This is a genomic window from Pseudomonas sp. HD57-3, assembly GCF_056113135.1.
Genome location: NZ_CM148568.1, coordinates 3,598,818 through 3,622,991, shown reverse-complemented (window position 1 = coordinate 3,622,991; position 24,174 = coordinate 3,598,818). Strand labels below are relative to the sequence as shown.

Below are 24,174 nucleotides of genomic sequence, written 5' to 3'. Positions count from 1 at the left end.
AACATCTATTGCGTAACTTGAGTGCGGCTGCAGTGCTGGCGTCCCTGATCGTGCCGGCCAGCGTGATGGCCAAGGACAAAATTGTCATTGGCGAGCAGAACTGGACGGGGGCTATCGCCATTCAACACATTTTGGGTGAGGTGATCAAAACCCGTCTGGACGGCGATGTGTCGTATCTGGCCGGGGACGTCCCGGTGCTTTTCAGTGCGGCGGCCAAGGGCGACGGTTCTGTGGATGTGCTGACGGACATCTGGCTGCCCAATCAGTCGGCGGCGTGGGCCAAGTACGTCACCGGCGGCACCCGCTCACTGGTGCCCAATGCTCACCCTTATGCCGGCGAACAAGGCTTCTACATTCCCGGTTATCTGCAAGACAAGTACGGCGTCAAATCGATCTACGACCTGAAAAAACCGGAAGTGGCCAAACTCTTCGAGCCAGTGGGCGGCGGCAAGGCTGAACTGCTGGTGGGGCCGGCGGGCTGGGAGTCGACGTATATCGGCCAGATCAAGGCCAAGGATTACGGCTTCGCCGATAAATTCGAATCCGTGTCGACGGAAGCCTCGGTGACCTACGCCAAACTGGCCTCGGCTTACAAGGCGCAACGCGGCGTGGTGTTCTACGCCTACACCCCTGACTGGATTTTCTCGGCCTATGATCTGCGTCGCCTGGAAGAACCCGCGTTCGATGGCTACGCCCAGGACAACAAAAAAGAAGATCCTCTCTACAAGGTGGATGGCTGCTGGAAATTCGTCAGCCCGACCGTCGATCCTGACTGGCTGAACAAGAGCCACATCACCTGCGCCTTCCCGGATGCCAAGGTGTACGTCCTGGCTTCCACCGCACTGCAAAAGCGCGCACCGAAAATTGCCGAGTTTCTGCACAATTTCGCCATCGACCCGGCACAGTTGAACGGACTGATCCAGAAGATCGAAAAGGAAAAACAGCCAGCAGACGTCGCCGCCAAGGCCTGGGTTCAAGCCAACCCTTCTACTGTTGACCAGTGGTTTGCAGGGCAGGCGCAGCAAGTGAGTTCAGCCCAATGACCAGAGCGAACGTACGTGTGCTCGATGGCGGTATGGGGCGGGAGTTGAAGCGAATCGGCGCGCCGTTCCGTCAACCGGAATGGTCTGCCCTCGCGCTGATCGAAGCGCCAGAGTATGTGCTGCAGGCGCATCAAGCGTTCGTGACAGCGGGCGCCCGGATCATCACCACCAACAGCTATGCGGTGGTGCCTTTTCATATTGGCGACGAGCGATTTGCCGAGCAGGGAAGAGCGCTGGCTGAGCGCGCCGGACGGCTGGCGCGGCAGGCCGCCGGTGAAAGTACCGACGCGGTCACCGTGGCCGGGTCGTTGCCGCCGGCGTTGGGGTCATACCGGCCGGATCTGTTCGATCATCAGCGTTCAGTAGCGATCCACCGCGAACTCATTGCCGGATTGCAGGCGCACGTCGATGTGTGGCTGGCCGAAACGCAAAGCTCCATTGCTGAAGTGCGGGCGGTGGCCGAAGCCCTCGGAACGGATCCCGCGCCACTCTGGGTGTCATTCACGCTGTTGGACGAAGAGGGCCGGGAACCGCGATTACGTTCAAACGAGGCTGTTGCCGATGCGGTTCGCGTGGCGGCTGGGCTGGGGGCCAAGGCGGTGCTCTTCAATTGCAGCCAGCCGGAAGTGATGGTCGCGGCCCTGATTGAGGCACGCGCTGTGATTGAAAACCTGGATCATCCTGTCGAACTGGGCGTTTATGCCAATGCTTTCCCCCCTGTCAGTGCCAAAGCCGAGGCCAATAGCGATTTGTTGGAAATTCGGCGCGATCTGGGCCCCGAGTCCTACCTGGACTGGTCGAAATCATGGGTTGCCGCAGGGGCCAGCATTGTCGGCGGATGCTGTGGAATCGGCCCGGAGCATATCGCCCAATTGCATTTGCACCTGCACTATCAAAAGGGTGAGGAGGCCGCGCATGAGTGATTTTTCAGGCGACGTTCTGTCAGAGCAGGCGACATTCGGTGCCGGCTGCTTCTGGGGGGCGGAAGCCTCATTCCGGGCATTGCCGGGTGTGCTCGACACCCGCGTCGGATTCGCGCGGTCAGACTTGGGCGACGCCACCCTGATCGAAGTCGTGCAAGTCGACTTCGACCCCCGACTCATTTCCTATAGCCGTCTCGTCGAGCACTTCTGGACACTGCACGATCCAACGTCAGTCGACCGGCGGGGTGCGGACGTCGGGGCTAAATACCGTTCCGCGCTGTTTTTCAACAGTACCGAGCAGTCCCGACTGGCACTTGTCGCCAGGCAGCAGCTGGACGCCAGTGGCCAGTTGGGCAAGCCAGTGGCTACGGTGATCCTGCCACTGGGTGAATTTCAAAAGGCGGATGAAGAACATCAGCGCTACCTTGAAAAGCACGGCGGCAGCGCCTGTTACATTTGATGCATAGGCAACGCTTTTGCCGTCTGGGCCGGGGCGTTGCAATTGCTCGGCGAGGTACTGGTCGCAGGGACGCGGATCGATCTGCGGAAAGGTGCCGTTTCAGCATTGCCGATTCTGGCGACCAGGTTGTCGGCTTGACGGCCGCTTTGAAGCCAGATGGCGTAACCGTCGAGAAAGCCTGGATCGCTCGCAGGTGCGCCGCAGCCATGTTGTACGCAGGGTGCCTGAGTTCAGTTGGACGTAGATGAATGGAATGAATATGGGCAGCGGCGCTGCATAACCAACTAAAATTTCAGTTCGACGAGATGGGGTCGAGCGCGTGCGCCTGGAACTGGGTAGGGGAAGTCCGGTTAGAGTCGGTGGGCTCCTCGATATTTGGTGGGCACGTTTGGCCGAACGCCTGAGCGGGGAGACCCGTTTGCCGGCGTTACCTAGTGAGGTGTCGCAGGCGTTTATCGCTGTGTGGCAGCAGGCGATCCACTTGGCGCAGGGCGTCGCCTAACAGAGTTTAGCGGAGCAGCGCCAAGTGCTGGACGCAGAACGTGAGCGACTCGCAGAAATTGAAGATAGAGCGCATCAGGATCTGGCAAAAGGGCGCCAACAGTTTTCAGAAGCAATGGCCGGGCGTCAGGCGGCGAATCTCGCTTCGCTGACCTGGACCTTCTGTTGGTGCAGCGGCAGGCCCAGATTGAGGAGCTCCAGCAACAGCGTGATGTCTTGAAGCGTGAACGGCACGATGCCCAGGGGCAAAATCAAATTCTCCAACAGGAACTCCACTTGCTACGACTCAAGGCCGAGCAGGAGCGAATCACACAGGAGAACTATTTGCGTGGCGTTGAGGATCCGGCTCACCGCGAGGCTGATCGGGCCCGGGAGGAGGGGAAAGCCGCAGTAAGCCAATCAAAAGTAGCCAGCCGCAGGTGCGACGACTTGCGACGTAGGTTGGAGTCGGCCCAGAGCGAGCTTAGCCAAGCGGAGCAACGTACTGCGGCGCAGTTGGCCCGCGCAGAAACTTTAGAACAACAGTTGATTCAGATACGCCAGCTGTCAGAGATCAAGCGCAAGCCGCGAGTCAGAAAAAACCGACATCAAGCAACCCTAAAGACTAACCGCAGGTGTCAGCTAGCGGCCATTAGAGACCCTCAAGAGCGACCGCTATCGGCCATAAGCGGACGCTCGGAAGCGACTGCTATCGGCCAATAGGAGACACTCAGTCACTAACAGCCAAGTTTTCTGGCTCGCCAGAACGCCGTTAGAAAGTGAAAAATGGAGGTCAGTAAGATGGATCTATTAAGCCAGCCTGGCCCAGAACTCTTCCGCAGATAAGCTAATGGGGGCTTTAGGTCGAGTGAGGTGAATCTCTAACGGTATATCCCAGCTTTCGTCGAGAGCTCTGACCAGCCGCCCATCAGCCATTTCCTGCTCGGTCAGGCTTTTTGGTAACCACGCTACGCCCTTGCTTTCCAGTGCCATGGACATCAGAACCGCCGCAAGATGGCTGCTAAAAAGCGGCTTGAGGTGAAGGTAGTCTTCCTTGCCGTGGAGTCGGTGAGCGACGATACGGCCTAGACCGGATTCCTGGGTATATGCCAAATAAGGCAGTGTTTCCGGGGACGTACCCAACGTGGCAGAGGCACTCGCCAAGGGTATGAGAACATCCTCTCCGACCTTTTTCCCGGTGAACTGATCAGGGGCCAGCAGGGGTGGAACGTCGGGGTGGCGATGGCAAAGCAGAAATTGAACCTGGCCGTGTATCAGCATCTGCTCGCAAACAGCCATGCTGTCTGAATGCAGACGTACGGCATCTATCGGCGCGCCATTTTCTGCACTTCTCAACCACCTTGGGAAGAAGGTAAATGACAACGAATGAGTGGCTGCAAACTGCAGCGTTTTGGCGGCCATCCCAGCCACTTCCTGTGCCTCGGAGCGCATCCGGTACAAGCGTCTGGCAGCCTCTTGGGCGCTAGGCAAAATCTGTCTTCCAGCCTCGGTCAACGTCGCCCCCTGGGGGGTGCGTATGAACAATTCGACACCCATCCAATTCTCCAGAGCGCGGACTCTGCGACTGAAGGCAGGTTGAGTAACGTGGCGCGCTTCAGCCGCCCGCACAAAGCTGCCGTACTCCGCAAGCGCTGAAAAATCCTCAAGCCAAACGAGTTCCAAGGGCAATGCCTCCTGTGCATAGGGCGCGGCATTAATAGCATTGGGCGGGTGTCATCGCAAAGCATAACGTGGGGCCACCAACAACAAGAGGAACCCGTCATGCGTATCGTAGACATCCGCGAAAAAACTGTTTCTATCGCTTCTCCCATTGCCAATGCCTACATCGATTTTTCGAAAATGACCTGCTCGGTCGTTGCTGTTGTCACGGATGTGATTCGCGATGGTAAACCTGTCATTGGCTACGGCTTCAACTCCAACGGTCGCTATGGTCAAGGCGCGTTGATGCGTGATCGCTTCCTGGCGCGAATCATGGAAGCTGATCCGGATACTCTTATCGACCATGAAAACAACAACCTGGATCCGTTCGCCATCTGGAAGACCCTGATGACCAACGAAAAGCCAGGTGGCCACGGCGAACGTTCAGTTGCAGTCGGCACCATTGATATGGCCGTGTGGGATGCCGTTGCCAAGATCGAAGGCAAGCCTCTCTATCGTCTGCTGGCTGATCGGTACCGTAACGGCGTGGCCGATGACAAAGTCTGGGTCTACGCAGCAGGTGGCTACTACTACCCAGGCAAAGACCAGACCAAACTCAAAGCAGAAATGCAGAGTTACCTGGATCGTGGCTACGACGTTGTCAAAATGAAGATCGGTGCAGTGCCACTGGACGAAGATATTCGTCGCATCGAAGCGGTACTCGAAGTGGTTGGGGACGGTCGTCGACTGGCGGTCGATGCCAACGGTCGCTTCGATCTCCAGACCGGTATTGCTTATGCGGAAGCCATCAAGAAGTACAACCTCTTCTGGTACGAAGAAATCGGCGACCCGCTGGACTATGCACTCCAGGCTGAGCTTGCCAATCACTACGAGCTGCCGATGGCTACCGGGGAAAACCTGTTCTCCCATCAGGACGCTCGTAACCTTCTGCGCCACGGTGGCATGCGCCCTGATCGCGACTTTCTGCAGTTCGACTGCGCGCTGTCTTACGGACTCGTTGAGTACATGCGCACCCTGAAAGTGATGGACGAAATGGGATGGTCTTCCCGTCGCGTGGTTCCGCACGGCGGCCACCAGATGTCCCTCAATATCGCAGCAGGCCTGCACTTGGGCGGCAACGAGTCTTACCCCGATGTGTTCCAGCCTTTCGGCGGCTTCGCTGACGGAATCAAGGTGGAAAATGGTTATGTCGGTCTGCCTGATATTCCAGGTGTTGGCTTCGAAGCCAAATCCGCTTTGTACGCAGTCATGCGTGAGCTAGGCGAAGGCTGATTTCCCTCTATCTGTGGCCTCCTTCAGGGAGGCCGCAGAGTCAGGCGTCACCCACTGACGCCAAGCCACATGCCCATCACAAAAATAAAATGAGGTGCTTCCGTGGAAACTTCCAAGTCCCGCTGGTATAGCCAGCTGTATGTGCAGGTGCTGATCGGCATCGTGATCGGTGCAGCAATCGGTTACTTCGTGCCTGATATTGGAGCCAAGCTCCAACCCTTCGCCGATGGTTTCATCAAGCTGATAAAAATGCTGCTGGCCCCCATTATCTTCGGTACGGTCGTCGTCGGTATCGCGAAAATGGGCAGTATCAAGGAGGTCGGACGGATTGGCGTAAAAGCGCTGATCTACTTTGAAATTCTATCGACTATCGCCCTGGTCGTAGGCCTTATCGTAGTGAACATCGTCAAGCCTGGCGTCGGGATGAACATTAACGTCAACGCGCTCGATGGAAATGCTATCAGCAAGTACAGCCAGGCCGCGAGTGAACAAGGCGGTACAATTGATTTCTTCCTTAATATCATTCCCCACACGTTCCTCGGCGCATTCTCCAACGGCGTCATGCTGCAGGTCATTCTGCTTTCGGTCTTGATGGGAGTTGCCCTGGTTCAGATGGGCGAAACCAGCAAGCCGCTGATCAACACTATTGATTTGTTCCTGCAAGGCCTGTTCAAGATCGTTGCAATGGTCATGCGCTTGGCGCCGATTGGTGCGGGTGCAGGTATGGCGTTCACTATCGGCAAGTACGGGATTGGCACCTTGCTGTCACTCGGTCAGTTGCTGATCGCGCTCTACATTACAACCTTGATTTTCATTGTGGTGGTGCTAGGCACGGTGGCCAGATGGTCAGGCATGCCACTCATGCAGTTTCTCCGTTATTTCAAGGACGAAATTCTCATCACTCTTGGCACCTGCTCAACCGAAGCAGTGCTGCCACGCATGATGGTGAAACTTGAAAAACTTGGCTGCAAGAAATCTGTAGTGGGCATGGTGCTGCCAACGGGATACACCTTCAACGCAGACGGTACCTGCATCTACCTCACCATGGCCGCGATCTTCATTGCCCAGGCGACCAACACGCCACTGACCTTCGTTGATCAGATGATCCTGCTAGGCGTATTCCTGCTGACATCCAAAGGGTCAGCTGGTGTCGCGGGTGCGGGGTTTGTCACGCTGGCTGCAACACTCACGACCATCCACTCCATTCCTCTGGTCGGACTCGTTTTGCTTTTGGGCATTGATCGTTTCTTGAACGAAGCGCGGGCCGTGACCAATCTGATCGGCAATGGCATCGGCACCATCGCCATTGCCAAGTGGGACAACTCGTTCGATGTCGAGGCTTGCGAGCGTGAAATCGCCGCAATGAAGCAAGAAAAGGCGGCAAGCAAGGCATCGCTGGCGCATAAATAAACTACAAAGCGATCCGGTCATTCCCATCTAAACGGTTATGACCGGTAGTGTTTTCCATGCCTTCTTCCGCGTGGAGAGACCTGATTGGAAAGATTGATGGAGCCAACATGATAGAGCGATCACATCATGATTTACGCAAGGTGTTTGGTGAGTTACTCCAGGGAGACACCTGCAAATTTGCAGCTTCCGTATTCGATCCGATCTCAGTTCGGATGGCATACGACCTTGGCTTTGACGTTGCCATTCAAGGCGGCTCCGTTGCGTCGCTTCAGGTGCTCGGCGCACCTGACATTGCATTACTCACGCTGGATGAATATGTCGAGCAGGTTTCCAGGGTCGGACGGGCAAGCCAGATTCCGATCATTGGGGATGCTGACCATGGCTTTGGTAACGCGCTGAATGTGATGCGAACAGTCACAGAGTTACAGAAGGCCGGCGTTGCAGCCCTGACACTGGAAGACACCCATCTACCGGCCAAGTACGACGAGCAGTCGCATGTGCTTATTGAAAGGGAAGAAGCCGCAGCCAAAATCTATGCCGCGCGATTTGCCCGGTCGGATGATGCACTCAGCATCATCGCCCGTACGAATGTGGCTGTGACCACTTTGGACGACTCCATCGCTCGCACTGCGGCTTATCAGAAGGCTGGAGCAGATGCTATTTGCCTGGTCGGTGTTAAGGACTTCCAGCACCTAGAAGCACTTACGGCACATCTCAGAGTGCCGATCATGCTGATCAACTATGGAAATCCTGCTCTGAGCAATGTTGAAAAATTGAGTGCTGCCAATGTGCGGATCGTGGTCAATGGGCATGCCCCCTATTTGTCCGCAATCAAAGCAACCTACGAGGCGCTACGCGAACAAAGCGGCACGGAGGGGAGCGAGCTATCCCTTCCTGAGCTGCTTTCTAAATACACACTCTCGGACAGTTATCGTGAGTGGGCAAAAACCTTTTTGAAGTCAGAGCACGATTCAAATTGATATTGGAACAGGTGGAATACGCCGTCATGAAAAAGACAATCCTGGCCTTCAGCCGGGTCTCCCCCAGCCTGCTTGAACCTTACAAAGACGACTACGACGTCATCATCATTAGCCCTGAGCTTGGTGATATGGACGCCCAGTTCGAGGCCGCTATTTCGAACGCTCACGGGCTGATTGGTGGAAGTCGTCGTCTGGGTGAAGCTGAGCTGGCTGCGGCTGTAAATCTTGAGATCGTCTCAAGCATATCGGTTGGCTACGACAACTATGACCTCGACTACTTCAACCGCCGAGGGATCATGTTGACCAATACACCAGATGTGCTGAACGAAACCACTGCTGACCTGGCTTTGGCCCTGATCCTCGCCACAGCAAGGCGCATTCCTGAGCTTGATTCCTGGACTAAAGAGGGGAACTGGACACAAACCATCGATGCATCCCAATTTGGGTGCGACGTTCATGGAAAGACGTTGGGCATTATCGGTCTAGGAAAAATCGGAGAAGCCATCGCACGCAGAGGCCGCTTTGGTTTTGGCATGACCATTTTGTATAGCGGCAACAGTCGTAAACCAAAGCTTGAACAGGAACTTGGTGCGAGGTTTGTACCGCAGGAAGAGCTTTTAAGCGCGTCTGACTTTGTTTGTCCGGTCGTGCCATTGACGGACGCCACGAGGAATCTTATCGGACGCAAAGAACTCGCTTTGATGGGCCCGGAAAGTATTTTGATCAATATCTCGCGTGGGCCTGTCGTGGATCAGGACGCACTCATCGAGGCTCTGCAAGAAAAGACAATCCGGGCGGCTGGTTTGGACGTTTATGTGAAGGAGCCCCTGACGAACTCCGAGCTCTTTAACCTGAGAAACGTCGTCACCGTACCTCACATTGGCTCTGCGACGACTGACACCCGCAACGCAATGGCCAAGCGAGCCTTGGAAAATTTGCTTGCGGGTCTGGAAGGTCGCCAGCCGAGAGATCTTGTGCACTTCAAGAAGTAAGAAGAAGTAGGGCGGATTGAGCTCAAAATCGCCGGCAATATGGCTGCTCTCCGGGTGACGTACATAGTTGGGGTGGCAAGCGTTTTCTGACGCAAGCCAGCTTTGCGCGACATCTGCTTCTGGTAAACGCGATCTGTTCCCAATTAGCTCTGACCCTCTTTTCCTGCTGGGTATTAGACCTTGTTTTTCAGGCTTTCAGGGCTCCCAAAACATAGGCCATCCATCACCAGGTTCATCAATCTGGACAAGCGAGATCGCCATTCGCTCTGAGTATCCATTTGCCAGATGCCGGCGATGGCTAGAAAAAAGTCATCGTTAGTGATCCCGGTACGAATCGTCCCCGCGTTTTCGTTCGCTCTTAAAAGCAACTCGGCTGCATCTTGAACTGGAGCGTAACCCGACTTGCCAGGGAAGTCGTAAACGGAGGCCGCTTGTTGGATTGCTGTAGCGAGTCCTGCCTTTGTCATTGCATATTCAGCAAGGCTATCCATCCACTCTCGGAGGGCTTCCTTCGGGGGTCTTGTTGCGAGCAGCTCTTGTGCCAACAAGGCGATCTGCTGCATTTCGAACTGATAGACCTCGAATACCAGCTTCTCTCTGGTAGGGAAATGGCGATAAAAAGTTCCCTGTCCTACTCCAGCCTTTTTCGCAATCGTACTCAGCGGAACTGCAGGATCGCTGGTCAGTTCAACCACTGCGACCTCCAGAATCCGCTCCCGATTTTTCTTGGCGTCAGAACGCATCACCAACTCGTCAGGCATGAATAATTTTCCCTCATTGCATTGCTAAGCGGACAACTGTCCGGTACGGTTTGCAAGTGGACACTTGTCCGCTTAAGTATCGTTTCTGGAGTTTACTATGAACAGCACTGGCAACACGATTCTGGTTACAGGCGGCACCTCAGGCATAGGCCTCGGGCTGGCGCTACGGCTTCATAAAGCGGGCAACAACGTCATCATCGCGGGACGTCGCAAGGCTCTGCTCGACAAAATCGTGTCGGAAAATCCTGGCATTGAATCAGTATTGCTGGACGTTTCTGATGCTCATTCCATCCAGCGCACCAGCGAAGCGCTTGCGATCAGCCATCCAAATCTTAACGTTCTCATCAACAACGCAGGGATCATGCATTGGGAGGATCTGACTGATCCGGGATACTTGAGTACAGCCGAAGATATCGTGACAACGAACCTCATAGGCACGATTCGTATGGTGTATGCGTTTACTCCGCAACTAATCAAGCAGCCTGGCGCGACAGTGATCAATGTCAGTTCATCTTTGGCATTTGTCCCCCTGCCAGCCACGCCTACCTACAGCGCAACCAAAGCGGCAGTTCACTCGTTCACTCAAAGTCTTCGAGTGCAGCTGGAAGCCTCGCCAGTTGAGGTTATCGAACTTGCGCCACCGGGTGTGCGTACCACATTGCTCGGCCAGGAAAACGACGAGCATGCGATGCCGTTGGAGGAGTTTTTGGATGAAGTCTTCGAACTGCTAAAGATTTCTCCCACTCCACCTGAACTCGTCGTTGAGCGGGCTAAGCCCCTGCGGTTTGCTGAGGCAAGCGGGTCACATGATGACGTGCTGAAAATGCTTGCGGGATACAAACCACCGGCAGAATGAGTCATTGCTCTGAAGCGCGCCCTGTGTCCAGGTGAGCAGATTGCATCTGCTTACCTGCAGGCCGAATCGCTCAATCGGTGTGTTCACAATTTCGCTGCCTGATCCAGGGCATTTCATCTGAAAAAAGATTGGAAGCTTCAGAAGCTGTTGACACCTGTAGGAGTCGAGCATAATTTATGTAGCACACTACATAATAGCAGGCGATATATATGAGTTCGACGCAACGAAGCGTGGCCACAGAACTTTCCTTCGCGCTTAACGCTGCCGCGAACCGGATGGTTCGATTGCACAAGCCGTTCCTCGAACCACTGGGCCTAACTTTTTCGCAGTACCTGGTCACGCTTGAGCTCTTGAACGGGTCGCCTCGATCTGTGAGCGACTTGTGTGAACGTCTCGACATGGAGACCGGCACGCTTACACCGTTACTCAAAAGGCTGGAAGCTGCCGGGGTGATTACACGCACACGTGATGCCGTCGATGAACGCCGAGTGCTTATAGACCTCACGGCGTCTGCTCGCGGCATGGAGGATGAACTTCGTAGCATCACTGACAAGATCAGAACGGCGTGCCAGCTCACGCCCGAAGACCTTCAGGAGCTTCATCGCACGCTTGAGGGTTTAGCGCGACCGGCTATCAGTTAATACCTGCCTCAGAAGCAGCTGACAAAGGCATAGCCTTTAAGGTGATGCCACAAACAAATGAAACACCGGCTCTCAGAGCCGCGATGTATTTGTAGAACAGATCGTGTAGGGAGAGGCTCTGTTTGTTAGCAATCGCTGAGGCTTATGTTGTGAACATCCAGCTCCAAAGATGAGGAATCTCTATGAACGTCGGAATTATCGGTAGCGGATTTATCGGGGGAACGCTTGCAAGACTGCTAAGCACTGCTGGCCATACAGTAAGAGTTTCAAATTCACGCGGGCCGCATACAATTGATCCTGATGTGCTCTCCACGGGTGCAATTGCAGTCACGAAAGAAGAGGCTTTGGTGGGTGCTGACGTCGTAATTCTCTCGATACCTTTTGTACGAATTCCAGATCTTAAAGCGCTTCTCGAAGGCCTTCCTGAAGACAGCGTGATCATCGACACATCCAACTATATACCTGCGCGGGACGATCGATTGGATGCAATCGAGAATGGTCAGCCCGACAGTGTATGGGCATCCGAACAAGTTGGCCGTCCCCTCGCAAAAGCCTGGAATACAATTTACTCCGCCTCGCTAAATGAAGCTGGCAGGCCAGCTGGCGATCCGGAGCGCATTGCCGTCCCTGTCGCGGCTGATCGTGATCATGACCGCGTTGTGACAATGGCACTCGTCGAGGATTCCGGATTCGACGCCTACTATGCTGGTTCGTTGGCCGAATCCTGGAAGCAACAGTGCGGCACGCCCTGCTATTGCACTGCGGTGACGCTTGAGTCCCTGCCCCAGGCACTGGCTGACGCGGATCTGGCGCGCTCGCGAAAGCGCCAAGATCTCTTCTTTTCGGTATATAACGAGAGATTCGGCAATGTTGGAACAAACCCAAGCCGCAACTACATTGTTCAGCTTTCCAAGCTAATTTATGCGTGAGCTCGTTATGACGACACATGGATGACGATCTGCAAGGTCGCCATGCATATCAAGTTTCTAAATCATTATGCAGACTAACAATGTCTCAGGCGCATATGCTTTTTAATAAAATAAGCGAGCCGTGTTTTTTCTGATGGTGCTTGATAGTCGAATACAATCCAATCAAACAGTACTCGGCCAGAACTTTTTTCAATTTCACATGAGTGCGAGGAGTTATTTAAATGAAAATCGGAATTATTGGCGCAGGTAACATTGGCTCTACTTTGGCCCGAAAGCTCGCTGCATGTGGACACGAAGTTAAACTGGCGAATTCGAAAGGCCCTCAGAGCATTCAAAGCCTTGCCAATGAAATCGGCGTGAATGCGGTGACCAGGGAAGAAGCGGTTTCCGGGGTAGAGGTGATTATCCTCTCGATTCCCTTTGCAAATTATCCTGATCTCGAACCGATCATGAGCAAGGTGCCGGAGAAGACAGTTGTCATTGATACATCAAATTATTATCCGGGGCGTGACGGGGTAATCAAGGAGGTCGAAGATGGCATGCCAGAAAGCATCTGGGTAAGTGAGCAGATTGGCCACCCGGTTGTTAAGGCGTGGAACGCCGTCCTCGCCGCGACCCTCGCAGACAAAGGTCAGCCGGTCGGCTCCCCAACGCGCCTCGCCATACCTGTGGCTGGAGGAAACACATACGCGGAAGCCATCGCGCAGGATCTTGTTGAGGATACTGGCTTTATCGCGCTTGCCGCTGGCAGCCTTGAAGAATCGTGGCGCCAGCAACCAGGTACACCAGCGTACTGTACCGAATTGACATTGCCGGAACTGAAATTGGCGCTGAACGCGGCAGACAAGGTACGGGCGCCTCAAAACCGCGACGCACTGATCGCCAGGTTTATGGCTCCCGGGAGTCAGTTTACGCACGAGCAAATAGTTGCCACCAATCGTGCCATGACAGCCTGAGCAGGTTTCTTCCAATGCCATGCCCCGTACGCCAATTCTCTATGGTGCACTAATGCTTAGGCCATGTGGCACTTCGGACGGATAGGTTGAACTGTTATTTACTCCCACCTTTTCTGAACGAATGTTGGTCGGGAGCGGAATAAATTGAACGTCCGCTTCTGGCCGATTGCTGCCTGTCACGTGCGCTGCAATCGGCAAGAAGCGGTCATTTAAAATCCATCAGAATGCACTCTCACATACTCGGTTTTTCGATTAGCTCATCCCAAGACGGCGTGGGAGGGAACAGCTCCACCAGGTATGCAATGAACGCTTTTACGTTTGGGCTACCTCGACGGCTTTCTGGCCATAAAGCAGTGATAGAAAATCGCTCTACGGTGAATTGTGGGAGGATCGGAACCAGTTCTCCCCGGCGCACATACGGCGCAGCCACATAGTGCGGTGAGATACCGATACCGCCCCCAGCAGCTATTACCACAGCAACCGCATCGCTGGCATCGACTGTAAAAGCTGTATTTGGCGACAATTCAAGCTGCTTACCATCCGCCTCATAAGGCCAATTCAAACTCTGCCCCGTGCTCTGATAGCGAAAATTCACGCATTCATGACCCGCAAGGTCTTCAGCCGTTACCGGAGTGCCTTTGCGCTGTAGGTAGTGAGGTGATGCGAATGCACCGATCCGATGCGGGCCCAGCGGGCGAGAAATCAGTCGCGAGTCGGCAAGATTGCCAACCCGAACCGCGACGTCGATGCCCTGTTCAATGATATCGGAATACTGATCGCCAAGCCGCAGATCGATAGCCAGGTTCGGGTATTGCTCGCGAAATCTTGGCAGGGCTGGCGCGAGAATATTCAGTCCAATCGGCAACGGCGCGGTGACTTTCAACACGCCCGAAGGCTCGGCGCGGGAAGCGACGGCGGCCTGATCGATATCTTCGACTTCACGCAGAATCCGCAATGCCCGTTCGTAAAGATCGCGGCCCTCCGGAGTGAGCACCAGTGAGCGTGTGGTGCGGGTGAACAGCATCAGCCCAAAATGCTCTTCGAGCCTTTGCACGCTTTTGCTGATGGCCGACGGTGATACCGACAGTGCCCTGGCTGCAGCCGTGTAGCTGCCCAGCGAAGCCGCTCGTGCAAAGGCAATGAGCCCAGTTAAACGATCCAATCCGATTTGTGCCTTCATGGCACTAGTAAAGCGAATTCTGCCCTAATTATCAATCTTGCTTCCAAGCCGTAGTCTTTGCCCATCGAACGCCATTCGGGTGTTCCAGACGGAGACTCAAGCATGAACATCACCGAAACCCTGCCAACCTCACTCACCGACAAAACCGTGGTCATTTTCGGCGGTACCTCCGGCATCGGCCTCGCCGCTGCCGTGCAAGCGAAAGCCGCTGGCGCCAAGGTCATCGTCATCGGTTCGAACGCCGCGCGTGCCGGGCAAGCCGCCATCGAGCATGGCCTCGACGACTGGCGCGCAGCAGACGTGACTGACAGCCAGGCTATCGAAACAGCATTGGCCGATATCCCCCGGGTCGATCACCTCGTTCTGCTCGCCGGCACGTTTGTGGCTGGCTCCGTGCTTGCGGCGGATCTCGCTTACCTGCACCGCGCGTTCGATGAGCGCATCTGGGCATCGATCAATGTGATTCGGATCCTTGGTGACAAGCTGGCAAAAGACGGCTCGATCACGTTCATTTCCGGCTCTCTGGCTGATCGCCCGAATGCCTACGGCACCGCCGTGCTGGCAGCCGCCTCGGCAGCGATGGAAGCACTGGCTCGCGGTCTGGCTCTAGAGCTGGCACCGGTGCGGGTCAACACGCTGTCGCCGGGCCCGATCAACACCCCGATTCTCGGCAAGGCACTGGGTGAGGGGCGTGATGCGTTTATCGCCTCGCTCGAGCAGGTTCTGCCTCTGCATCGCCTCGGCACAGCAACAGAAGCGGGTGCGGCAGCGGTGTTCCTGATGAGCAACACCTTCATGAACGGCGCCGTACTTAACATCGACGGCGGCGCACGCCTGGTTTGATCCTGCCCACCTTTTTGGAGAGCCTGAACATGACATCGTTATTTGATTCTCTGCGCCTCGGCGCGCTCGATTTGCCCAACCGTATCCTGATGGCGCCGATGACCAGAGCGCGTGGTACCCGCGAGCACATCCCGACCGAGATGATGGTCGAGTATTACCGTCAGCGCGCCAGTGCCGGGCTGATCATTTCCGAAGCGATCGGCATCAGTCAGCAAGGTTTGGGCTGGCCTTATGCGACGGGCATCTGGTCCGACGAACAGGTCACCGGCTGGCGCAAAGTCACCGATGCAGTTCATGCTACTGGCGGCCGGATCATCGCGCAGCTGTGGCACATGGGCCGGGTCGTACATCCGAGTTTTCTCGGCGGCGGCCAGCCGGTTTCCGCATCGGTCACCACGGCGCCGGGCCAGGCGCATACCTACGCAGGTAAACAACCGTATACCCCGGCGCGCGCGTTACCGCTGGAAGAAATTCCCGCATTGCTGGAAGACTTCCGTCAAGCCACGCGCAACGCAATCGAGGCGGGTTTTGACGGCGTACAAATTCACGCCGCCAACGGCTATTTGATCGACCAGTTCCTGCGCGACAGCAACAATTTTCGTAGCGATGCCTACGGCGGTTCGATCGACAACCGAATCCGCCTGCTAAAGGAAGTAACCGAGGCGGTAGCTGGCGTCATCGGCGCCGACCGCACCGGCGTACGCTTGACCCCAAGCAGCTATGAACAGGGTATCCGCGATAGCGATCCAGAAGCACTATTCATCCGTGCTGCCGAAGTGCTGTCATCGATCGGCATTGCTCATCTGGAAGTCCGAGAGCCACCGCTGGATGGCACCTTCGGCAAGTCCGAGCGGCCGCCGCTGGCCGGGATGATTCGCGAAGTGTTCAAAGGCGTACTGATCCTCAACTCGGACTACGGTTTTGCCAAGGCGCAAGCGCAATTGGACGCAGGACTCGCCGATGCGATTGCATTTGGACGTCCGTTTATCGGCAATCCGGACCTTCCGCTGAGATTCGCTCGGGGGTTGCCACTGGTGGAAAGCGAGATGAGTACCTGGTTCAGCCAGGGTCGGGAAGGCTATCTGGACTATCCGACGTCAGGTTCCGTTTGAGTTGACATCGGGGGAAGGACGATCGTCCGTTATTGGCCGGTTGCTGCCGGATGGCCGCTATTGGCCGATAGCTTCTCCCAGGAGAAAGGGCGACTGTTGGTCGGATGCGGTACATTCTCAACGGTGGCTCGTGTCCAATTGCTTCCTGTCACAAGCGTCCATTTTTTGCCGATAACTCCTCCTAACTGCAATCAACTTGCTACAAGTGCTGACTTCCAATACGAAACAGTTCCAGTTTCAATACGCTCAAGGTCGCTCTTTCACTCGATTTCGAAGCAGCAAGGGCTGTCTGTTCACACCGAATTGCCTGCACCACTCCAGCACCGACACCCCAAACCATCGATGAAAAGCCCGCGAGAATGTACTGACATCGGCGTAGCCCAGCAGGTGCGCTACCTGCGGCAGACTGATCGTCGGGACCTGCAGGTATTTGCGCGCCAATTGCTGGCGCGTCTCGTCCAGCAACTGCTGAAAAGAGGTCTTTTCCTCAGCCAGGTGGCGCTGCAAGGATCTCGGGGTGACGGCCATGCAATCGGCCACTCTGTCGATCGTCGCGCGTCCGCTGGGCAACAGATTGCGCAGCAATTGCCTGACGTATCCCGGCATGGCGTCGGTGGACAGACGTTCAATACCTGCCAAATGTTCAGCGATGAGCTGATGCAAGGCTTCACTGGCGCAATCCAGCGGCTGCGCGAGCACACTGGCATTGAAGAGCAATCCCGTGTGGGCGGCTGAAAACGTCGGCGTGATGTTTAGCGCCTGCCGATAGAGGCCTTCATCCGCCAAGGGCGCATGGCGGAGCATGATTGCCTCGGGTTGCCATGGTGCACTGGCCAGGGTTTGCATCAGGCGCAGACCGACCCCGCACGCCAGCTCTTCGGCCTGAGCGAGGCCGTCGATCTCCTGCTCATCGGCTCGATAACCCAGTAACGCGATGCCGTCGGCCACCTCCAGATAGAGATGCGCCGCGCCGTTGTACAGGGCGAAATTGGCGCGCAGTTCGCGCAGCGCGTCGCCGACGGTACGGGTGTTGTGAATCAGGAAAAACATGTCACCGAAGACGTCGACTCCCTGATGGAGGCCGAACTCCAAACCGAACAATGCGTTGTTCGAGCGCTGCCGGCACAGCGTCAACAAGCGGCAGTAATTGCGAAAGGACAGGATGTCTTCCGGGCGCTGCAGTGACGCTACGGACAGACACGCTTGGCGCAGCATCCGGTTCGGCTCCAGTCCCTGACGCCGGGCAAATGGATCGAAACCTGTCAGGCTGATGGCGCGAATGAACGGGTTGCAAGCCATGTCGATTTACCGAGGTAAGTGTTGCATGCGTTGTTTCCACTGCTGCGGGCTGACCCCGTTCCAGCGCGTGAATGCCCGGGAAAACGCGCTCAGGTCGGCGTAACCCAACAGACCCGCCACTTGCGTCAGGCTGAGCGAAGAATCGCAGAGGTAGCGCGCGGCCATCGACCGGCGTGTCTGGTCCAGCAGCGCCTGAAATCCAGAGCCCTGCGCTCGAAGATAGCGCTGCAAGGTGCGTGGACTGATCATCATGTACTCGGCCATGTCGCGCAGCGTGACCGGGCCGTGGGCCAGTTCATTGCGCAGCCTTTTTTGCAGGTAAGACGGCAATTCCTCCAGCGTCACGCGGGCCAGTTCGTCGATATGTTGCTGGGCCAATTGTTGGTATCTGGCGTCCGTCGTGCTCAGCGGTGTCGTCAGTAATGACTCATCAAACACCCAGGCATTGACCGGGCTGTCGAAACGCGGCGCTACCCCGAGCAAGGCGCGATAGGCCAGGCGGTTGGCCGGAGCACTGTGGCGCAACAGCAGCGATTTTGGTTGCCAGGCGTGCCCGAGCAGTTCGCGCAGCAGGCAACTGGCGATACCCATCGCCAGTTCCACGGTCTGGCGGACCGAAATAAAGGTGCCATCCGTAACGTCGTATAGCAGCAGGGCGTTACCGGCCTGACGCTCAAGCTGCACGAGCGCGCCGTCGCTATGGATATGGAAATAACGTGTCAGCAGGTTCAGCGCCTCGCCGACCGTGCCTGAACTGCGCATGGCGTAAAGCAGGGTGCCGAGACTTTGCGTGCCCTGGCGCAAGCCGAACTGCACGCCGAATAGCGGGTTGTGCGAGCGCTGGGCGCACAAGTCAATCAAGGTATTGAACTGCGCGCCGGACAGTCGAGCATCCAGAGGGTCTTCAGGCAGCTCAACCGCGGCCAGCGCCGAAGCCGGGTCGATGCCCTGGCTGGCACAAAACGCCTTGAACCCCAACAGCGCAGCACCTCGAACCGTGGACATCCGCTCAACCCTCAGAATGACCGGCCGCCGCTGGCCGGAAAGAACTGGCACGATTTGCAAAATCGCTGGCGCGATCTGCAAAGCTTTCACCTCGCTCGTAGGGCCAGACTCGAAGCACCCATAACAATAAAACTGCGTTCGGCCCGCGGCCGGACGATGGAGGTGTTCGATGCGTCGGTTCCTGTTTGCTTTGCTCGCGGTCGCATTGGTTTCGGGTGCGCTGTATTCGCAGCACCGGCCAGCTGGCCACACCGTTGTCCATCATTCCAGTCACCCTCCGGTCGCCAGCATCAGCGATGCCTTCACCCATTTTTGAGCGTTAGAGCATTTTTTCCGTCAAGCAGGCGTCCTCGCGCAATTGACCACCGGCCAGCGCGCCATGCAGGAACATTTGCTCAAGGGTGCGTGCCGAATCGGCGTTGGCGGCTCGCCCGCGCTGTTCGGCATCCACCAGGCCATACACCAGAGTGATGAACAGCTCGGTGAAAATCGCGGCGGTGATGTCGATGCGAAACAACCCTTGTTGCTGGCCTCTCAGAAAAAATCCGTCCAGCGCCTCCAGGTAAAACTGCCAGCGTGTGTCGCCCCGTTCGAAATCGAGAAAGTCGGGGCGGTAATGTGCCATCAGAAACGCCAACAACTCGCGATGGGCGAGGTGTTCGCGGATCAATCGACGTAACGCGTCCAGCGCCTGCAAATGCTGCAAACCGGCACGGCGGATAATCAGATTGAGCGTTGCTTCGGCGTGTTCTTCCAGTCTTTGCACCAGGTTTTCCCGTGTTCCGCAATAGCGGTGCAGGGTGGCCTTGCTCACGCCTGCCAATTGCGCCAGCTCTTTCATGGTTGCCCTCGGCCGGTTGACGACCGCCACGGTCAACGATTTGAGCAGGTGTTCTTCATGGAAAATCAGGTTCATCACCAAGCCTCAAGCGACCGTAATGTAAGATTCATATATTTCTCACATGAGACATTATTGACTCATTAGGATTTGAAAAGTAGCATTCGCACCAAATTCAATCAAGCCTCGGGTGAGTTATGGGCAATTTGCGTGCAGTAGGGATGGCGGGGTCGTTGGCAGTTGCCATTGCGCTGGCCGGGTGTGGACCAGCGAATGAACAGGCGGATATGGCTGAAGTGGCGCGTCCGGTAGAGGTGCTTGCAGTGAAGACTGAGCCACTGGCACTGACGTCAGAGCTGCCGGGCCGGGTGGAACCGATGCGCGTTGCGGAAGTGCGTGCGCGGGTGCCGGGCATCGTGATGCAGAAGCGTTTTGAAGAGGGCGCTGATGTCAAAGCCGGCGACCTGCTGTTCCAGATCGACCCGGCACCGCTGAAAGCAGCTTTGTCTCGCGCCGAGGGTGAACTGGCTCGTGCGCAATCCGTTGCCCTTGAGGCTCAGGCGCGGGTCAAGCGTTATGAACCGTTGGTGAAGATCGAAGCGGTCAGCCAGCAGGACTACGACAGCGCCATGGCCGATTTGCGCAGTGCTCAGGCGGCCAGGCGTTCAGCCCAGGCTGATCTGCAAAGCGCCCGGTTGAACCTGGGTTATGCCTCGGTGACCGCTCCGATTTCCGGGCGTGTCGGCCGCGCACTGGTCACCGAAGGCGCCTTGGTCGGTCAGGGTGACGCAACGTTGATGGCGCGGATTCAGCAGCTGGATCCGGTGTATGTCGACTTCACCCAATCGGCCGCTGACGCGCTGCGTCTGCGCGAATCACTCAAGGGCGGCAAACTCTCCGCCGACGACAACAAGGCCTTGTCGATTCGTGTCGACGGCACTGCTTACGAGCGTCAGGGCGCCCTGATGTTTACCGATGTCGCCGTTGACCGTGGCACCGGCCAGGTGTCGTTGCGTGGCAAGTTCGCCAACAGTGACGGCGTGTTGCTGCCGGGCATGTTCGTGCGCGTGCGCACACCTCAAGGCACCGACAATCAGGCCATTCTCGTGCCACAGCGCTCGGTGCAGCGCGGCAGCGATGGCGGGGCGCAAGTCATGGTGGTCGGCGCCGACGGCCGCGCCGAAGCGCGCACTGTGGTGACCGGTTCCATGCAGGGTTCGCGTTGGCAGATCAGTGAAGGCCTGAAGGCTGGCGATCAGGTGATTATCAGCGGCCTGAGTGGCCTGCAGGCAGGCGCCAAGGTCGCGCCTGCTCAGCCTCAAGCCCAGGCGCTGACGCCTGAGTCGAAACAGTAAGGGCGCCGTCGCCGCGAGGATATTCCGATGTCTCAGTTTTTCATCAAACGCCCGAACTTCGCCTGGGTGGTGGCGTTGTTCATCTCTCTGGCCGGTCTGCTGGTCATTCCGATGCTGCCGGTGGCGCAATACCCCAACGTCGCGCCGCCGCAGATCAAGGTGACGGCAACCTATCCCGGCGCCTCCGCGAAGGTGCTGGTGGACTCGGTCACCAGCGTGATCGAAGAGTCGCTCAACGGTGCGAAGAATCTGCTGTATTTCGAGTCGACCAACAACTCCAACGGTATCGCCGAGATCGCAGTGACGTTCCAGCCGGGCACCGACCCGCAGCTCGCTCAGGTTGACGTGCAAAACCGTCTGAAAAAAGCTGAAGCGCGGATGCCGCAAGCCGTGCTCACCCAAGGTCTGGAAGTGGAGCAGACCAGTGCCGGGTTCTTGCTGATCTATGCGCTGAACTATAAGGAGGGCACCCAGCACAGCGACACCACCGCACTGGGCGACTACGCCGCGCGCAATATCAACAACGAGCTGCGCCGGGTTCCGGGTGTCGGCAAGCTGCAGTTCTTCTCCTCCGAAGCGGCGATGCGCATCTGGATCGATCCGCAGAAACTGGTAGGTTACGGACTGTCCATCGACGACGTGAGTACCGCCATTCGCGGGCAGAACGTACAAGTGCCGGCCGGCAGCTTCGGCAGCACGCCAACCAGCAGCCAGCAGGAACTGACCGCCACCCTGGCGGTGAAAGGTACGCTGGATAATCCGGAAGAATTCTCACGCATTGTCCTGCGTGCCAACGAGGACGGCTCGACGGTCAAACTGGGTGATGTTGCCCGCGTGGAAATCGGCCAGGAGAGTTACAACTTCAACTCGCGCCTGAACGGCAAACCGGCCGTGGCAGCAGCGATCCAGTTGTCCCCCGGCGCCAACGCGATCCAGACCGCGACCGCCGTAAAGGAACGTCTGGCCGAACTGTCGGCGTACTTCCCGGACGACGTGGAATACTCCGTTCCCTACGACACTTCGCGTTTCGTCGACGTCGCCATCGAAAAGGTGATTCACACCCTGATCGAGGCTATGGTGCTGGTATTCCTGGTGATGTTCCTGTTCCTGCAGAACATCCGTTACACCCTGATTCCGTCGATCGTGGTTCCAGTGTGTCTGTTGGGCACGCTGATGATGATGTACCTGATGGGCTTTTCGGTGAACATGATGACCATGTTCGGCATGGTACTCGCGATCGGCATTCTGGTAGACGACGCCATTGTAGTGGTGGAAAACGTTGAACGGATCATGGCCGAGGAGGGGTTATCGCCTGTCGACGCCACCGTGAAGGCCATGGGGCAGGTATCGGGCGCGATCATCGGTATCACCCTGGTGCTGTCGGCGGTGTTCATGCCGCTGGCGTTCATGTCCGGTTCGGTGGGTGTGATCTATCAGCAGTTCTCCGTGTCGCTGGCGGTGTCGATTCTGTTCTCGGGCTTCCTGGCGCTGACATTCACGCCGGCCCTGTGCGCCACGCTGCTCAAGCCCATTCCACATGGGCATCATGAAAAACGCGGGTTCTTTGGCGCCTTCAACCGTGGCTTCGCGCGGCTCACCGAACGTTACTCGGTCCTCAACAACGGACTGGTCGCACGTGCCGGACGCATGATGTTGGTGTACCTGGGCATTATTGCGATGCTCGGCTTCTTCTACCTGCGCCTGCCGGAATCCTTCGTGCCGGTGGAGGATCAGGGCTACATGATCGTCGACGTCCAGCTGCCGCCGGGCGCGACTCGCACCCGTACCGAAGCGACCGGCGAACAACTGGAGCGCTACCTGGCTACCCGCGACGGGGTTCAGTCGACGTTCCTGGTGTCCGGCTTCAGCTTTTCCGGGATGGGCGATAACGCAGCGCTGGCATTCCCGGTGTTCAAGGACTGGTCGGAGCGTGGCGAAGATCAATCGGCCATGGCGGAAGTCAATGCGCTGAACGAGCAATTTGCCGTGACCAACGACGGTGCGGTGATGGCCGTGCCACCGCCGCCGATTGACGGGCTGGGCAACTCCGGTGGTTTCGCCTTACGCCTGCAGGATCGTGCCGGTCTGGGCCGCGAAGCATTGCTCGCTGCCCGTGACCAAGTACTTGGTCAGGCCAACGGCAACCCGAAAATTCTCTACGCCATGATGGAAGGCCTGGCCGAATCGCCGCAATTGCGCGTGGTGATCGACCGTGACAAGGCCCGCACCCTGGGTGTGAGTTTCGAGTCCATCAGCAGTGCGTTGTCCGCCGCATTCGGCTCCGAAGTGATCAACGACTTCACCAACTCTGGCCGCCAGCAGCGCGTGGTGGTGCAGGCCGAGCAGGGCGACCGGATGACTCCGGAAAGCGTGCTCAAGCTTTATGTACACAACACCGCGGGCGATCTGGTGCCGCTCAGTGCCTTCGTCACCACGCATTGGGAGGAAGGTCCGGTGCAGGTGGTGCGCTACAACGGTTATCCGTCGGTGCGCATCGTCGGTGATGCGGGGCCGGGCTACAGCACCGGTGAAGCCATGGCGGAAATGGAGCGAATTGCCGCGCAGTTGCCGGCAGGGTTCAGCTACGAATGGACGGGGCTGTCGTATCAGGAAAAGGTCTCCAGCGGTCAGGCGACGCAACTGTTCGCGCTGGCCATTCTGGTGGTGTTCCTGCTGCTGGTGGCGCTGTACGAGAGCTGGGCGATTCCGCTGACCGTAATGCTGATCGTGCCGATCGGCGCCATCGGTGCGGTACTCGCGGTGATGGTCGCCGGCATGCCCAACGACGTGTACTTCAAGGTCGGTTTGATCACCATCATCGGTCTGGCGGCGAAAAACGCGATTCTGATCGTCGAGTTCGCCAAGGAGCTTTGGGAGAAAGGTTACAGCCTGCGCGACGCCGCGATTGAGGCCGCACGGCTGCGCTTCCGGCCAATCGTGATGACGTCTATGGCGTTCATTCTCGGCGTAGTGCCGCTGGCACTGGCGACCGGGGCAGGGGCCGCAAGTCAGCGGGCGATCGGTACCGGGGTGATCGGCGGCATGCTCAGCGCGACGCTGCTGGGGGTGTTGTTTGTACCGATCTGTTTTGTCTGGGTGCTGTCGATGCTGCGCAGTAAACCTGCGCCCATTGAACAACCCGCTTTGACTCAGGAGTGA

Annotated in this window: 22 protein-coding genes and 1 pseudogene; 17 read left to right on the top strand and 6 right to left on the bottom strand. The window is 57.0% G+C overall.

Annotation, left to right across the window (positions count from 1 at the left end):
* Nucleotides 1-65 precede the first annotated feature (65 nt).
* From AC0R79_RS16160 to AC0R79_RS16145, 4 genes and pseudogenes are all read left to right on the top strand, one after another.
* The gene (locus AC0R79_RS16160) at nt 66-1,043 is read left to right on the top strand and encodes an ABC transporter substrate-binding protein (protein WP_474735122.1); all 978 of its coding nucleotides are present in this window, start codon (nt 66-68) and stop codon (nt 1,041-1,043) included.
* Nucleotides 1,040-1,966 carry a homocysteine S-methyltransferase family protein gene (locus AC0R79_RS16155; RefSeq protein WP_474730557.1) on the top strand — a complete coding sequence of 309 codons (927 nt, stop codon included), beginning with the start codon at nt 1,040-1,042 and terminating at the stop codon, nt 1,964-1,966. The genes AC0R79_RS16160 and AC0R79_RS16155 overlap by 4 nt, the downstream gene beginning before the upstream one ends.
* Nucleotides 1,959-2,426 carry a peptide-methionine (S)-S-oxide reductase MsrA gene (msrA, locus tag AC0R79_RS16150; RefSeq protein ID WP_127798160.1) on the top strand — a complete coding sequence of 156 codons (468 nt, stop codon included), beginning with the start codon at nt 1,959-1,961 and terminating at the stop codon, nt 2,424-2,426. Before AC0R79_RS16155 ends, msrA begins: the two co-directional genes overlap by 8 nt.
* Nucleotides 2,427-2,715: 289 nt before the next feature.
* Nucleotides 2,716-3,629, top strand: a pseudogene (locus AC0R79_RS16145) (DNA-binding protein).
* A gap of 87 nt (nt 3,630-3,716) precedes the next feature.
* Here the strand turns inward: AC0R79_RS16145 and AC0R79_RS16140 are convergent.
* A complete protein-coding gene (locus tag AC0R79_RS16140; RefSeq protein ID WP_064598756.1) occupies nt 3,717-4,589 on the bottom strand; it encodes a LysR family transcriptional regulator in 873 nt (290 codons plus the stop codon).
* 99 nt (nt 4,590-4,688) lie between these two features.
* Between AC0R79_RS16140 and AC0R79_RS16135 the strand changes: the two genes are divergently transcribed.
* The 4 genes from AC0R79_RS16135 to AC0R79_RS16120 all read left to right on the top strand — a co-directional run bounded on the left by AC0R79_RS16135 (nt 4,689) and on the right by AC0R79_RS16120 (nt 9,240).
* Entirely contained in the window at nt 4,689-5,858 is a 1,170-nt protein-coding gene (locus AC0R79_RS16135) for a mandelate racemase/muconate lactonizing enzyme family protein (protein WP_064598755.1), read from the top strand.
* A gap of 102 nt (nt 5,859-5,960) precedes the next feature.
* Nucleotides 5,961-7,268, top strand: a complete 1,308-nt coding sequence (gene dctA / locus AC0R79_RS16130; protein WP_011334186.1) for a C4-dicarboxylate transporter DctA — start codon at nt 5,961-5,963, stop codon at nt 7,266-7,268.
* Nucleotides 7,269-7,375: 107 nt separating this feature from the next.
* Nucleotides 7,376-8,248: an isocitrate lyase/PEP mutase family protein gene (locus AC0R79_RS16125; protein WP_011334185.1), complete on the top strand. Its 873-nt coding sequence runs from the start codon at nt 7,376-7,378 to the stop codon at nt 8,246-8,248.
* Nucleotides 8,249-8,274: 26 nt separating this feature from the next.
* Nucleotides 8,275-9,240 carry a 2-hydroxyacid dehydrogenase gene (locus AC0R79_RS16120; protein ID WP_474730554.1) on the top strand — a complete coding sequence of 322 codons (966 nt, stop codon included), beginning with the start codon at nt 8,275-8,277 and terminating at the stop codon, nt 9,238-9,240.
* 173 nt (nt 9,241-9,413) lie between these two features.
* Here the strand turns inward: AC0R79_RS16120 and AC0R79_RS16115 are convergent, their stop codons facing one another.
* Nucleotides 9,414-10,001 carry a TetR/AcrR family transcriptional regulator gene (locus AC0R79_RS16115; RefSeq protein ID WP_011334183.1) on the bottom strand — a complete coding sequence of 196 codons (588 nt, stop codon included), beginning with the start codon at nt 9,999-10,001 and terminating at the stop codon, nt 9,414-9,416.
* A gap of 97 nt (nt 10,002-10,098) precedes the next feature.
* On the opposite strand from AC0R79_RS16115, the gene AC0R79_RS16110 reads away from it, so the two are divergent.
* The 4 genes from AC0R79_RS16110 (at nt 10,099) to AC0R79_RS16095 (ending at nt 13,383) form a co-directional block, all read left to right on the top strand.
* Nucleotides 10,099-10,857 (top strand): SDR family oxidoreductase, encoded by a 759-nt coding sequence (locus AC0R79_RS16110; protein WP_474730552.1) that lies wholly within the window; start codon nt 10,099-10,101, stop codon nt 10,855-10,857.
* 209 nt (nt 10,858-11,066) lie between these two features.
* Complete coding sequence (locus AC0R79_RS16105; RefSeq protein ID WP_011334181.1) at nt 11,067-11,498, top strand: MarR family winged helix-turn-helix transcriptional regulator; 432 nt, start codon at nt 11,067-11,069, stop codon at nt 11,496-11,498.
* A gap of 182 nt (nt 11,499-11,680) precedes the next feature.
* Nucleotides 11,681-12,427 carry an NADPH-dependent F420 reductase gene (locus AC0R79_RS16100; protein ID WP_474730549.1) on the top strand — a complete coding sequence of 249 codons (747 nt, stop codon included), beginning with the start codon at nt 11,681-11,683 and terminating at the stop codon, nt 12,425-12,427.
* Nucleotides 12,428-12,648: 221 nt separating this feature from the next.
* Complete coding sequence (locus tag AC0R79_RS16095) at nt 12,649-13,383, top strand: NADPH-dependent F420 reductase (protein ID WP_375747131.1); 735 nt, start codon at nt 12,649-12,651, stop codon at nt 13,381-13,383.
* Nucleotides 13,384-13,615: 232 nt separating this feature from the next.
* Here the strand turns inward: AC0R79_RS16095 and AC0R79_RS16090 are convergent, their stop codons facing one another.
* Nucleotides 13,616-14,563, bottom strand: coding sequence for a LysR family transcriptional regulator (locus AC0R79_RS16090; protein ID WP_474730547.1), 948 nt, complete (start codon nt 14,561-14,563; stop codon nt 13,616-13,618).
* Between the two features lie 102 nt (nt 14,564-14,665).
* On the opposite strand from AC0R79_RS16090, the gene AC0R79_RS16085 reads away from it, so the two are divergent.
* Together AC0R79_RS16085 and AC0R79_RS16080 are read left to right on the top strand one after the other, a co-directional pair.
* Complete coding sequence (locus AC0R79_RS16085) at nt 14,666-15,406, top strand: SDR family oxidoreductase (RefSeq protein WP_375747129.1); 741 nt, start codon at nt 14,666-14,668, stop codon at nt 15,404-15,406.
* 29 nt (nt 15,407-15,435) lie between these two features.
* On the top strand, nt 15,436-16,518 hold the full coding sequence (locus tag AC0R79_RS16080; RefSeq protein WP_474730545.1) for an alkene reductase: 1,083 nt from the start codon (nt 15,436-15,438) through the stop codon (nt 16,516-16,518).
* A gap of 246 nt (nt 16,519-16,764) precedes the next feature.
* Here the strand turns inward: AC0R79_RS16080 and AC0R79_RS16075 are convergent, their stop codons facing one another.
* Nucleotides 16,765-17,817, bottom strand: a complete 1,053-nt coding sequence (locus tag AC0R79_RS16075; RefSeq protein WP_414881746.1) for an AraC family transcriptional regulator — start codon at nt 17,815-17,817, stop codon at nt 16,765-16,767.
* A gap of 6 nt (nt 17,818-17,823) precedes the next feature.
* Nucleotides 17,824-18,822 carry an AraC family transcriptional regulator gene (locus tag AC0R79_RS16070; RefSeq protein WP_474730543.1) on the bottom strand — a complete coding sequence of 333 codons (999 nt, stop codon included), beginning with the start codon at nt 18,820-18,822 and terminating at the stop codon, nt 17,824-17,826.
* Nucleotides 18,823-18,991: 169 nt separating this feature from the next.
* On the opposite strand from AC0R79_RS16070, the gene AC0R79_RS16065 reads away from it, so the two are divergent.
* Entirely contained in the window at nt 18,992-19,138 is a 147-nt protein-coding gene (locus AC0R79_RS16065; RefSeq protein WP_164872147.1) for a hypothetical protein, read from the top strand.
* Between the two features lie 3 nt (nt 19,139-19,141).
* Here AC0R79_RS16065 and AC0R79_RS16060 read toward each other — a convergent pair whose 3' ends face one another.
* On the bottom strand, nt 19,142-19,738 hold the full coding sequence (locus AC0R79_RS16060; RefSeq protein ID WP_127798151.1) for a TetR/AcrR family transcriptional regulator: 597 nt from the start codon (nt 19,736-19,738) through the stop codon (nt 19,142-19,144).
* Between the two features lie 119 nt (nt 19,739-19,857).
* Between AC0R79_RS16060 and AC0R79_RS16055 the strand changes: the two genes are divergently transcribed.
* Both AC0R79_RS16055 and AC0R79_RS16050 read left to right on the top strand, forming a co-directional pair.
* Nucleotides 19,858-21,015, top strand: coding sequence for a MexC family multidrug efflux RND transporter periplasmic adaptor subunit (locus AC0R79_RS16055; protein ID WP_127798150.1), 1,158 nt, complete (start codon nt 19,858-19,860; stop codon nt 21,013-21,015).
* Between the two features lie 27 nt (nt 21,016-21,042).
* A complete protein-coding gene (locus AC0R79_RS16050) occupies nt 21,043-24,174 on the top strand; it encodes a multidrug efflux RND transporter permease subunit (protein WP_474730540.1) in 3,132 nt (1,043 codons plus the stop codon).